Source organism: Paenibacillus sp. LRG-1 (assembly GCF_057220305.1).
The window spans coordinates 4,265,682-4,278,694 of sequence record NZ_CM170126.1; the positions used below are offsets into that span (position 1 = coordinate 4,265,682).

Genomic DNA, 13,013 nt, shown 5'->3' on the forward strand with positions numbered 1-13,013 from the left:
TCGGCCTGTAATCTACATTTCCATACGGAATGTACAATTCACAGACCGAGACTTTTTTTCATTCTTTATTCTGCTTCAACATCATCCGTGATTTTTTCTACTAACCCTCTCAAGCCGTGGTTGGTTACATTTAATTGATCAATAATATTCATAAATTCCGTAACAAGCTTGGCTTGCTCTTGGGAGGATACCGCAATCTGTGTGATTTCTTGTTCCATGTTATAAACCGATTGTCTGACGGCTTGCAAGGACTGCTCAATCCGTCCGGTTGCTTCCTTGGTGCCCGTAGACATTTTTCGGATTTCTGTAGCCACAACCCCAAAACCAGCTCCTGCCTCACCCACTCGGGCTGCTTCAATTGCTGCATTTAATCCAAGCAAGTTCGTCTGCTCTGAAATTTCCTTAATGTAGCCGGCCACCTCAGTCACGTTACCGGAGTCCTCAACCGCCTGTTTAGTATTGCTTAAAATTTCTTCGGCAGTCGCACTAAGCTCCTCCGAATGGGCCGCCACATGCTGAATCCCTTCAACTAGCTTGCTTGTAACATCCTCGGCTTGAGTCATCAACTTCTTCAGTTGATCTTGATTATCCATACTATAGGTGATACACATTACGGCCTCGATCTCATTCTGTTCATTCTTAATCGGATGAAAGTAAGAATCAGCAGCGATGCCGAAAACTTCAGCAGCGTAACGCTCTCTGGTCTTTTCACCGCCTACTAGCATTTTGAAGTCTCTGTGTACATCAGGAAGAGGATCGCCTGCTTTGAAGTCATAAACTAAGCTTTTACCCGACTGAAAGAACAGAAATTTTTCCCTGTCCATTACGGAAATTGAAACATCTTGTCGTGCAGCTTCTTTGATAAATGGCATGGCGGTCAAAACAGCTTCTACTTGATTCATAATATGTATCCACTTCCTTATATTTTGATATAAGTCCTATCTTCTATTTCGACATTTTCATCCCATGTGTTTAGTGAATTTAAAAATACTATGGATGATGTTGAGCCCCTACCTATAAACAATCTCCGTAGTTTCCTGAAGGGAATCCATTTTTACGGCCGGGATGGATATCCATTTAAGGTATTGTTTTCATTTCATAATAAATACAAGCAGCGCGTACCGATTAAAATTGGCACGCGCTGACGGTATGACTTTTATGAAACAGGCGCTAAGATTTAATCCAACTGCTCTCCATTGGTTTCAATCACATTCTTATACCAATAGAAGCTCTTCTTTCTGGATCTGGCAAGTGTCCCTTTGCCTTCATTATCCTTATCTACGTATATAAACCCATAACGCTTTTTCATTTCACCAGTTCCCGCACTTACCAGATCAATACATCCCCAAGGCGTATACCCTATTAAGTCTACTCCATCAGCAATCGCTTCTTTCATTTGCTCAATGTGTTGCTTTAGATAATCAATTCGGTAATCATCGTGAATGGAGCCGTCTTCTTCCACTGTATCTACGGCGCCAAGGCCATTTTCAACAACCATTAACGGGATTTCGTATCGGTTGTAAATGTTATTGAGGGACCATCTCAATCCCTGTGGATCGATCTGCCAATCCCAGGCACTTGCTTTCAAATGAGGATTCTTTAAGCCCATAGATAAATTTCCTCCCACCTTCTCCTGGTTGGGATCGGCGCTGACACAAGTAGAGGAATAATAGCTGAAGGTATAGAAATCTACGCAGCCTTCCTTTAAGATGTCCTCATCCTCTTCTTGCATTTTGATCTGAATGTTATGATCTCTAAAATAGCGTTTGGCAAATCCCGGATAAGCGCCTCTTACTTGAACATCTGAGCATAAGAAATTACTTAAGTTATCCTTTTGTTGAGCTAGCAGAATATCATCAGGATGGCATGTAAGTGGGTAGGAACACATATAAGCAATCATACAACCGATTTTAAAGTCCTTATTGATTTCATGACCCAGCTTTACAGCCTTTGCACTGGCAATAAATTGATGATGCAACGCCTGATACAAAACCTGCTCATCCTTCACTGTAGCATGGGCAAGCTCTCCATTCCCCTCCGGCATCATAGCTCCAGCCATGAATGCGCCAAATGACAAGGTTAAAATATTGATTTCATTAAAGGTTAACCAGTATTTCACGACATCTTTGTATCTGTTAAAAAGCACTTCACAATATCTCACATAAAAATCTACGACTCTGCGATCTGACCAACCATTATATTTTTGGGTCAAATGAAACGGTGCTTCATAATGTGAGATTGTAACCAAAGGCTCAATATTATACTTTTTCAATTCTGCGAATACACGATCATAGAACTGCAAGCCTTGCTCATTCGGCTCTGCATCATCTCCGTTAGGAAATATTCTTGACCACGCAATGGACATTCTAAAGACCTTGAATCCCATCTCTGCAAATAAGCGGATATCCTCTTGATAGTGGTGGAAAAAATCAATAGCCTCGTGACTCGGATAGTTCACTCCTTCTTCCAGTATAGGTGTAATTCTTCGGGAAGTCGTATGCGTTCCAGCCGTAATCACATCCGCAGTGCTTAAGCCTTTACCTTCTTCATTATATCCACCTTCAAATTGGTTGGCAGCCGTTGCACCTCCCCATAAAAATCCTTGTGGAAATTCCAATTTAGTTGTATTTTTCATTGTTTAATTCCTCCTCAACATTTAATTAAGATTAGACTACGACGGTCAATAAATCTTCTTGATACTCAATCGCCTTCTTCTCTGTTTCAATGACATCCAGGTAATTCGTAGTATTGGCAACGATAACAGGTGTGGTCAAAACATAACCAGCCTCTTTTATAGCTTCCATATCAAACTCCATAAGCAGCTGGCCTTTTTTAACAGCATCTCCCTGTTTTACTTTAGGATAAAAATGTTTGCCTTTTAATTTGACCGTATCTTTGCCTACATGGATGAGGACCTCAACACCGTGATCACTTGTAATTCCAATCGCATGACCTGACGAAAATAATGATGTTAATACACCATCTACAGGTGAAACGACCTTACCTTCAGAAGGTTCAATGGCGATCCCTTTACCCAGAGCACCTGTCGAAAAGGCTTCATCTGTTACTTCAGATAAAGACTTCACTTCACCTTTTAATGGACTCATCACCGTCTCTTGTTTTACTAAAACTTCTCCTCTTGCCGCTCCTGGTGTACTGTCTTCCTTTTTTGCTTCTTTCACTTCATCATCTTTAAATCCGCCAAAGAACATAAGCAAGAAGCCTAATACAAAGCTTACCAGGATACCGATAACAGCCCCATAAAATCCGTTGTCTATTCCTGCCGGACTGATATAGCTCGGGATAGCGAAAATACCCAATCCACCAATAATGTAACCTTTAGTTCCCATCATTCCTATAATACCGCCGCCTACTGCGGATGCTATACAGCTTAAAATAAATGGTTTCTTACGTGGTAATGTAATCCCGTATATTGCTGGTTCTGTCACACCAAAAATCCCGGAGATGACAGCTGGAATGGAAAGTGATCTCAGTTTTACATTTTTGGTTTTAAACAAAATCGCCAGTACGACGCCCGTCTGAGCAAAGGAAGCTCCCAGTGTAGCCGCAAGAATCGGATCGAATTTAAGCACTGCTAAATTGTTCATAGCGATAGGAACAAGTCCCCAGTGTAATCCAAAAATAACAAACACTTGCCAGAAAGCGCCCATGAGCATACCTTCAATAATCGGACTTAGGTTATACACAAAGAGGGTTCCAGCGCCAAGCAGTTGACCTGCCCAAGTCGAGAGAGGTCCAATCACAATCAACGCTAAGGGTACAATAACTAACAATGTGAAAAACGGAACCAAAAATGTTCTCACTACGCTAGGGATTACCTTTTTAAAGAAGTTTTCTATTTTTGAGCCTACATAGGTGGATATGATAATCGGAAGAACGGTTGACGCATAACTCATCAGAATGACCGGAATACCTAAGAAGGTGATATATACCGGTGACTCAAATATAGTACCGCTAAATAGAGTATATAGTGGTTTGCCCGAGGCTGTTATCGTGCTAAATGTTGGGTACACAAGCGATGCACCTATAGCCATGCCTATAAAAATGTTGGCATTGAATTTTTTAGCTGACGTATACCCCAGGAAAATAGGAAAGAAGTAAAACAAACAATCACCTAAAGCATTGAGAATTTGATAGGTACCCGATGTAGTAGCCAGCCAGCCCAAAGCTACAAATAAGGCGGTGAAGCCCTTAATCATACCTGTGGCACTTAAGACACCCAGCGTGGGTGTAAATACACCTGAAATGGTATCAATGAATCTATTGAACAAACTCATTTTTTCACCTGATGCTTCTTCTGAATCTCCTGTTTGAAAACCACCTACAGCAGTAACATCAGCATAAACCTCAGGTACATGGTTACCTATAACAACCTGGTATTGCCCGCCACTCTTTACCACAGTGACAACACCATCCATATTTTTCAAAACCTCTGTATTGGCTTTACTTTCATCTTTTAATTTGAAGCGCAAGCGTGTAATACAATGAGTTAGACTATTCACATTTTCTTTGCCGCCGACATTTCTGATGATGTCTTTTGCTAATGTCTCATACTTCATTGTAACTTCCCCTTTAATTGTATTTATAAAAAAAGGCAAAACCAAAATAGATCAAATTCGATCTAGGTTGGTTTCGCCTGCATTACCAGTAACAATCCAAGAGTTATTCAATTTTCTCTTTGGGTCACACGCTGAATATGAATCGTTATATACAGCTTTTCCTCATCTGACAATACCATATCCAAGTATTTCTCAATCTTCAGCATGCAGCCATAAGCCTTTTTGTACTTTGCTTTCACTTGCCTCCACAAAAAATCGTCTTCCAGTTCTACTTTTTCTTTTTTATTTAATCGCTGAAAGAAGAACCTTAAATGCGTAATAAATCGCTCATAACTGATCGAGTGTTCATCTATGGTGGTATTATAAGAGTATTTAATAATATTCAAGATGTCGTGTATTTTTTGAGTTTGCTGAGCAACATCTGCTACCTTGTTGTAGGAGCTGTTTACTTGAGCATTTATTAAATGAAGAGCAATATTACCTGCTTCATCTTCTGACAATCGTTTGCCTGTTTCGTCTTCAATGAACTCCAGTGCTTTTAATCCAGCCGCAAATTCTTTGGGATAAAATTTTTTAATCTCCCAAATTAATGGATTTGCATTTTTAAACCCTTCATCAAACATTTTAAATGCATTGTTCATGTGATCCGTAAGCGAAACATATATATAATCGCTCAATTGTGCTTCTAATATGCTTTTTCCATATTCAATGATGTCATAGCATAACGAAACATATTCTGATGGAACATCCTCTAACAATAACTTAAATTTCTCTGAAGCATCTTTATGTTTAAGCACAAAGACCTTTTCAATTAGATGCTCTTCTACTTGTTCACCTGCACTCTTTTTGAATGCAATACCACGACCCATAACAACAAATTCATCTCTTTTTTGATCTTTGGCTATTATGGCGTTGTTATTAAATATCTTCGTTATGATCATCTAACTGCCCCCCTTATCCCATCAAATTTAAAAAAGGATTTAGTTGCTGGGCGAAATTTCAGATAGGTCACAAGACGGTAATAGCCGATCAAACCTTCGTCATAAATCAAATTCAAATGTATTGATTTACAATTCCGTGTTATGAAAACGCATTCATAATAAGAGACAAAGCCTTACGTTTTCCCTGAATGATCTTGAGTGCTTCCAAACCGATCTGATATTCCGTTTTGAAAATGAATATAGTCGGTTAACCACGTCCTATGACATCATTTTTCGGATGTCGATTCGTTGGTCGACGTCATCATCTTTGTTGTTCAGCACTTGTAAGGCTTTATATCACTCACCTTTCTGCGTTATGGCTGGCCAGATATTCATATCATGCAGGATATCGTAAAGCTTGTATTCTAAAAAGAAAAGGCAAAACCCAACACATGGAAATCTAATTCCATGCCTCGGGTTTTGCCTTTTCAGTAACAATCCCAAGATCATAATAACATCGAATTTAAGTTTTGCCAACAAAAATGTTTGCGCTTTCTTTTTCGAGGAAACCACATCAAATACAGCACATTCTCATGGTATAAAATGTCAGCCACCAATGTAAGACATGTTAATCTTTTTTTTGTTGTTGGCTGTCTGCTCCGTACGTTCATCGGAATACCGGTCTGTGCGTTGCTCCCATACAGAAGTAATCACATCGAGTAATTCCTGGTCATTCGCTCCATTACGAAGCATCTGACGTAGATCAAATCCGCCTGAAGCAAACAAACATGTATAAAACTTGCCATCGCACGATAAGCGGGCACGTGTACAAGACGAACAAAACGATTCAGAAACCGAAGTAATAAAACCAATCTGTGCGTCGCTGTCTTTATAACGGTAACGCTTTGCTACTTCTCCAAAGTAATCCTGATCCATCGGCTCCAGCTCGTACGCATTCTTAAGTCGTTCAACGATTTCTTTTTTGGTTAGTACCTTTTTGAAGCTCCATCCGTTGTCATTACCTACATCCATAAACTCGATAAAGCGAAGGGTTATTCCCTGCTCCTTAAAATAAGCGGCCATCGGCAAAATCTCCGAGTCATTAACGCCTTTTTGAACTACCATATTGACCTTGATTTCAAAGCCGATTTCTCTTGCATATTCGATCTGCTTCAAAATAATATCAGGCTTAATCCCCCGCCCATTCAACCGCCCAAATAGCTCGGGGTCCAGAGCGTCCAGACTGACATTAAGCCGTCGTAGCCCCGCGTCATAGAGAGGCTTGGCCTGCTGTCCTAGCAGCACACCGTTGGTGGTCAAGCCGACATCTTCCACTCCGTCAATGGACAGGATTTGGGAGACCAGGTCGGGTAGATTCCTGCGCATTAATGGTTCGCCGCCCGTGAGTCGGATCTTTTTTACACCCAGGGATACAAAGAGCTTCGTGAGCCGGTGAATCTCTTCAAACGACAGACATTCATTTTGGGGAAGAAAGGCGTAATCGTCACCGAAAATCTCTTTAGGCATGCAATAGGAACAGCGGAAATTGCAGCGGTCTGTAACCGATATACGCAGGTCACGAATCGGCCGCTGCAACTTGTCTTTCAGTGGATGAAAATTCATACGCCCCCTCCTTTCTAGTTGTTTAGCATCGTTATCATTAGCCGCCGCTCACTGGGGGAATGAAGGCTGCAATGTCTCCATTCTGTAATACATCCGTAGACAACGCATACTCCTCGTTTATCGCAATTCGCACAGACTTGATCGGCATATCTGGATATTGATCTGTTATCCAATTGGATAAATCGCCTACCGTTTGGCCCGCCAAATCTGCCAATTCTTCTGCTTTTCCCGTCACCTCACGGAGTCCCGCAAAGTAGTACAGCTTAATCATGACTGATCTCCCCCTGGCTTTTTCTTTTGATCTCCGACCCACTGCGTTCCATCTTCCCAAATCTCTCGTTTCCAAATAGGAACTATTTCTTTGATTCGTTCGATCGCGTATTCATTCGCCTCATACGCATCCGAACGGTGAGGTGAAGAAACGGCAATGACAACGGCGATATCACCGATTTGAAGCTCGCCAATGCGGTGCGCGATCGCCACTCGCGTTCCTTCCCATTTCTGTTCGATTTCGCGACCAATCTCTGCGAGTTTTTTTTGAGCCATAGGGACATAGGCCTCATAAGCAAGGTATAAGGTCCGTACGCCTTGAGTCCATTCTCGTACGTGCCCTGTAAAAATAGTCACCGCTCCTGCTTCCGGCCTTAGGACATAATCCGCATAAGCCTGCGGGATAATGGGCTCCGTTACGATTTCAAATACACTCATCTTTTCCACCTTCCAGCCACCGGACAAGCCACTCTCCGGTGACAGACTCTTTTAAATGTTTCTGCTTTTTGTATCTACATCTCATTTAACCGAACAGCTGATGATATAGTTTTTGACCGTTGGCAACACTCCGGACACCGTGTATGAGAAGCCTTCCGTTTTTGAATAAAATCATTCGATGCTTAAAAGCATAAAATTCAACGAAATAAGGGGTTCTTTTTACACGATCTGCTATAAGCCTGCCCATTTTCTCTGCATCATCAAGCGTGATCGGACGTTGTGGGTCTGGAAGAACCTGTACCACGTTCCGTCCGCACAGAGCCGCATACGCCGAGCGACGTGATGCTGTCAGTGCAGGAAACGTAGGATGCTCTCCACAGGTTGGACAATCTTGGTTACGGATGCGGGAAATCCCTATGTCCATCTGCGTGTTCTCCCATAGATCAAATAGATGAACCTTGCGGCGCATCTTATCATGTCTGCCGCTCAGCCACTTCATGGCTTCTGCACATTGGAGGGCAGCTGTCACCTGGACTGCGGGTGAGATGATTCCAGCCGTATCGCAGGTCTGATTGATCGCAGGCAACGATGGCAGAAGGCAGCGTAAACAAGCAGACTCTCCCGGCACGAATGGAAAAACAACGCCTGTGCTTCCAACACAGGCTCCATAAATCCATGGAATTCCTGCCTTCAGTGCAGCATCGTTGATAAGCAGACGAGTTTCAAAATTGTCCGTAGCATCCATCAGCAATTTACTTTTGCTGGCAAGTTCTTGAACAAGCTCGGCATCCAAATTATCGAGATATGTGTGCAACCGCACGTCTTCTCGTATGGCTTTCAGCCTTTTTTCGGCTGCCATGACCTTAGGCTGCATTTCCGCGGCGTCCTGCTCCGTGAACAGCTGCTGACGTTGCAGATTCGACATCTCCACATAATCCCTGTCGACAAGATGAAGCTCCCCAACGCCCGCTCTTACCAATGTTTCGGCAATGGCGGAGCCCAGTGCCCCGCAACCGATAATGGTGACGACAGCAGCGGATAAATTACGCTGCCCTTCGCCACCAATAGGTCTAAATAAGATCTGTCTGGAATAACGCTCATTCATTAGATTGTGTCCCTTGATAATACAGCCATATAACGAGGATCAGGCTAGCCAGCGCCACTTGGGAGAGGAGCATGAATCCAATGGAATATTGGCCAGTAGCGGCATGTATCGTCGACAACAAGATCGGAGGGAAAAAGCCACCGAGACCGCCCATCATGGATACAATTCCGTTAACTATACCTGCCTGTTTATTAAAATAAAATGGAACTAGCTTGAAAATGACGCCGTTCCCCATTCCAGCACATACAGCGATCGCCAAGCAGCCTACTGTATAAAGGGTAATCCCTGGTGAAAAAGCCAAAAGAATCGCAGCGACCGTATAAACAGAGAACGTGCCTACCAGCAGGAACAGGGGCTGAAACCGATCCGCCAGCCAGCCACCGATGGGGCGGAAGAAAGTGGCAATCGCTATAAAGCCTGCTGTACGCATCCCTGCATCCACTTTAGTCAGCTCAAAATTCGATACCAGGAAATTCGGCAAGTACACCGTGAACGCTACAAATGAGCCAAATGTAATAAAATAAAAGAGCGAGAAAAACCAAAGCTTTTCATTTTTGTAAACCCCTTTAATCTGTTCCATAATGGGCGTCTTTACTTTAGCTTCATGACGGTCCCCTAAGAAGAAATTCAAAGCGATAAAAACAAGCAGCAGAATGAGATACAGCTTCACTGTAGGGGCCCAGCCAATTTGAGTAGCCACAATAGGGGCCGAGAAGGTAGTGACGGCTGTTCCCAAATTCCCTATGCCATACATCCCATTTACAAACCCATGCTTTTCCTTTGGATAATACTTCGGCAGCGAAGTCACCCCAACCGAGAACACAGCTCCCCCAATCCCAAGGAACAAGCCACCGATAATTAAATCCATCATCGTAGAAGCTTCACTGATATAGTAGACGGGAAACAAAAGCAAAATAAAGCTAACGAGAAAAACGATTCTTGCTCCGAAGATGTTGGCATAATAACCAAGCGGAATGCGCAGAATCGAACCAAGCACGACCGGAATTGCTGTGACCATGGCCAATTTTCCGGGTGGAATAGCAATATCCTCCGTAATGAACGGCATAAGCGAAGAAATGATAACCCATACCATGAATCCAAGAATCAAGTTCAATGTTTGTAACGGCAACTGCATTTTTCTAATCATTTAACTCACCTTTTCAACGTTTTTTCTGTCGAATTATTGATTTGAATTTTCTGTCCCCATTGTAGCCGCTAGCCCATCCATTCGAATATAGGGGAGTCCCCTTTACATAACAGGGGACTCCCTGAAAATATAAAAAACCGCTTCTATAGGAAGCGGCTTGGTCAATTCAAGAGATAAGCGTATTTAATTTGTCACATAACTTGGTTAGATCATTCCGATTGATCTGTTGCTCTGCCATAGGAAAAAGTACGGCTTCTTCTTTTATAAAATGTACAGTCAGGACTTCGAAGGCCTCCCCCGCGTTCTTGGTCGCCTCCTGAATCTCATCAAGCGTGAGCAAACTCAGATCGCCCTCCGTCTGATAAAGAAAATGATCGATATAGCCCTCTATTTCACGGTGCTCCTCCTGTATACCAACGAGCGGTCCCTGCTCAAAACCAATGTAGGTTCCTAGCATAGAAAAGAAGTGTTCTTCTTCCTTTTCGGTATGTTTCTTGAGGGATACCCTAAAATCGATAATCTGCGTTCTCAGTTTATCCAGTTGCTTGCGGCCTTCTTCCAAATCTAGTATTCTGTGCTGCTCAAACCACAATACAATGGCATGCCATTCATCCATCAGATAGGTTAGATAGCGATGCTCATTTTCAAGAATACGCATGGCAGGTTTGGAAAAGCGCAATTTCTCATTTTCCAGCACGCGGATTTCCTCCATTCATCGGCTAAAAATCCAGCATTTTTTTCTTTAATGCATATTGGACCAGTTCAGGCCGACTTCTTAAATTCAATTTCTCCATGATTTTCGCTTTGTTCGCTTCCACCGTCTTGACAGAGATGAACAGCTTTTCCGCAACTTCCTTGTTACCGTAACCTTTTGCGACCAGAGGTAGAATCTCCAGTTCCCGCTTGGACAGGATCTCATAAGGATCTTCTGATTGTGACGTCGTATCTTTTTTGATGAACTCACGAACGAGAGAAGTAGCCATTTTAGGATGGATATAAGTCCCACCCCCATGAATGGTTCGTATAGCAAGCAATAACTCCTCATCTGGGGCATTTTTCAAAACGTATCCTGAAGCACCATTCTTTAAAATATGAAAAAGATATTCTTCATCGTCATGCATGGTCAGAATCAGAATTTTAGTATCAGGGTGGTCCTCTTTAATCTTGCCTGTAGCGATCAATCCACTTTCGCCTGGGGGCATGCTGAGATCCATGATTAGAATATCCGGACGATATTTAGCTACCATCGTATACGCTTCAATGCCATCCGCAGCCGTTCCGACAACCTCCATATCCGATTGGAAGTTCAAAATCATGGAAAATCCGCTTCGTACAATAGCATGGTCATCCGCTAACACAATTTTGATCAAGTCTCTATTCCTCCTCTTGGCCAATCGGAATTTGTAAAAAGACTTTGGTTCCCTGACCAACATTTGAAAGGACGCCAAAACTCCCGCCTACCAGCTCTGCTCGCTCCTGCATGCCATATAAACCTAATCCCGTTCCAATAGGCTTGCTCCCCTTTTCAAAGCCAATTCCATCGTCCTCTACAGTCAAACGAAGTGTATGATCGTGCTCAGTCAAAGAAACTTTAACCATATCTACCTGGGCATACTTCAAGGCATTGAGAACAGCCTCCTGGCAGACACGGTAAATGACCGTTTCCTTTTCACTTCCATATCGCTTTTGGGAAAGATCCGACACAAATTCAACTACCAGACCAAAGCTTTGTTCAACCCTCTTAAAGTGGGAACGAAATGCCGCTTCAAGCCCAAAATCATCAAGTGTGGCGGGACGTAGTTCCACAGACAGGTTGCGGATATCATCCAACAATCGCGTCATGGATGCTTCAGTCTGCTTCATATTTTTGATGAGCTGTTCATCATTCGTCATGTATTTTAACACCCGTAGTTCAACAACCGCGCTCATCAATTCCTGGGCCACACTGTCGTGCAGTTCCCTGGAAAGCCGTTTGCGCTCATTTTCCTGCGCTTCAATGACATGCTTCATCATTTTGTTTTGATACAATTTTTCCTGCGTCTGAAATTGTGGAGTCAAGTCTCTCAACATCAACACCCGTGTTCCATGTTCAGAATCAATGGTGTGAAAAGAAGCGGCATAGGGAACCATTCGGTTGCTCTTCGTTTCCAGATACACCTGAAAAGAAGCGAAATCCTTGGATTCTGGCATATTGAAATAACAGTCAAGGCAGGTACGGGGCTCCGTTTCGCTTGTATAACCCCTGCATGTTCCACATAAAGCTCTTTCCTTCCCTTCATAGAGTTGGATGAGGACGTCATCGCCCACAATCTCCTCAGCTGCCGGATTCATGGCTAGGGTATTCCCTTGCCTATCAAAAAAGAAAATGGCTTCCGTACTGTTCTCAAACAACTTCACCATTAACGCACTCAAAGAGCCAGTCCCTAAAGACAATGTCAATTCACATCACTTCCTTCCCGTTCAACTCTCCAATTCCTCTATGTGCCAAGGCTTCCAAATCACGCATCATGGCTTCGGTCATGAGCTGTTCTTCCCGAAATCCACCAAGCAGTACGCCCGCGACGCGAGCATCATTCCATAGGGGAACAGCCCCGAGACTCTTGAGCTTCTCGGATTGAACGATCGGATAGTTAAACAGGTTGTCTGCCCCCACATATTGATAAATAGATGGAATGAAAACGGATTTCCCGGTTTTAAACACGATTCCTGCTATGCCCTTACCGGATTGCAGCACAATCCGCTTAAAGCGATCATTTAAATTACCGGCTGCATTTTTCCATTTAATTACGTATTGATATTCGGCCGGTTCAACCAGAGCAAGCGCCATGAAATCATAACCGAAATGTTCGCGTATTCGCTCAAGCTCCCTTTGATAATCCATCCTATTATTCATCGCTCTCTCCTAATAGAATTAGGAAAGAAGGCAGAGC

Annotated in this window: 13 protein-coding genes; all 13 read right to left on the reverse strand. The window is 43.0% G+C overall.

The genetic code is table 11. The features are described 5' to 3' along the window. Positions 1-65: 65 nt before the first annotated feature. A complete protein-coding gene (locus ACUUJN_RS18810; protein ID WP_023989690.1) occupies positions 66-902 on the reverse strand; it encodes a methyl-accepting chemotaxis protein in 837 nt (278 codons plus the stop codon). Positions 903-1,177: 275 nt separating this feature from the next. Further along, complete coding sequence (locus ACUUJN_RS18815) at positions 1,178-2,635, reverse strand: glycoside hydrolase family 1 protein (protein ID WP_254347574.1); 1,458 nt, start codon at positions 2,633-2,635, stop codon at positions 1,178-1,180. A gap of 31 nt (positions 2,636-2,666) precedes the next feature. Beyond that, positions 2,667-4,580 (reverse strand): beta-glucoside-specific PTS transporter subunit IIABC, encoded by a 1,914-nt coding sequence (locus ACUUJN_RS18820; RefSeq protein WP_028542282.1) that lies wholly within the window; start codon positions 4,578-4,580, stop codon positions 2,667-2,669. A 107-nt stretch (positions 4,581-4,687) separates the two neighbouring features. Then, positions 4,688-5,521: a BglG family transcription antiterminator LicT gene (licT, locus tag ACUUJN_RS18825; RefSeq protein ID WP_484668808.1), complete on the reverse strand. Its 834-nt coding sequence runs from the start codon at positions 5,519-5,521 to the stop codon at positions 4,688-4,690. 585 nt (positions 5,522-6,106) lie between these two features. Next, the gene (gene moaA, locus ACUUJN_RS18830; RefSeq protein ID WP_023989693.1) at positions 6,107-7,123 is read right to left on the reverse strand and encodes a GTP 3',8-cyclase MoaA; all 1,017 of its coding nucleotides are present in this window, start codon (positions 7,121-7,123) and stop codon (positions 6,107-6,109) included. A 37-nt stretch (positions 7,124-7,160) separates the two neighbouring features. Next, positions 7,161-7,394: a MoaD/ThiS family protein gene (locus ACUUJN_RS18835; RefSeq protein ID WP_053325878.1), complete on the reverse strand. Its 234-nt coding sequence runs from the start codon at positions 7,392-7,394 to the stop codon at positions 7,161-7,163. Further along, entirely contained in the window at positions 7,391-7,831 is a 441-nt protein-coding gene (locus ACUUJN_RS18840; RefSeq protein WP_053326596.1) for a molybdenum cofactor biosynthesis protein MoaE, read from the reverse strand. The genes ACUUJN_RS18835 and ACUUJN_RS18840 overlap by 4 nt, the downstream gene beginning before the upstream one ends. Positions 7,832-7,916: 85 nt before the next feature. Continuing rightward, positions 7,917-8,936, reverse strand: coding sequence for a ThiF family adenylyltransferase (locus ACUUJN_RS18845; RefSeq protein ID WP_075154569.1), 1,020 nt, complete (start codon positions 8,934-8,936; stop codon positions 7,917-7,919). Then, positions 8,929-10,083, reverse strand: coding sequence for a nitrate/nitrite transporter (locus tag ACUUJN_RS18850; protein ID WP_023989697.1), 1,155 nt, complete (start codon positions 10,081-10,083; stop codon positions 8,929-8,931). The genes ACUUJN_RS18845 and ACUUJN_RS18850 overlap by 8 nt, the downstream gene beginning before the upstream one ends. Positions 10,084-10,249: 166 nt before the next feature. Further along, positions 10,250-10,780, reverse strand: a complete 531-nt coding sequence (locus tag ACUUJN_RS18855; protein ID WP_484668809.1) for a hemerythrin domain-containing protein — start codon at positions 10,778-10,780, stop codon at positions 10,250-10,252. A gap of 22 nt (positions 10,781-10,802) precedes the next feature. Beyond that, entirely contained in the window at positions 10,803-11,450 is a 648-nt protein-coding gene (locus tag ACUUJN_RS18860) for a response regulator transcription factor (RefSeq protein ID WP_023989699.1), read from the reverse strand. 7 nt (positions 11,451-11,457) lie between these two features. Beyond that, positions 11,458-12,522 (reverse strand): PAS domain-containing sensor histidine kinase, encoded by a 1,065-nt coding sequence (locus tag ACUUJN_RS18865; RefSeq protein ID WP_023989700.1) that lies wholly within the window; start codon positions 12,520-12,522, stop codon positions 11,458-11,460. A 1-nt stretch (position 12,523) separates the two neighbouring features. Beyond that, positions 12,524-12,976 carry a GAF domain-containing protein gene (locus ACUUJN_RS18870; protein ID WP_023989701.1) on the reverse strand — a complete coding sequence of 151 codons (453 nt, stop codon included), beginning with the start codon at positions 12,974-12,976 and terminating at the stop codon, positions 12,524-12,526. Positions 12,977-13,013 lie beyond the last annotated feature (37 nt).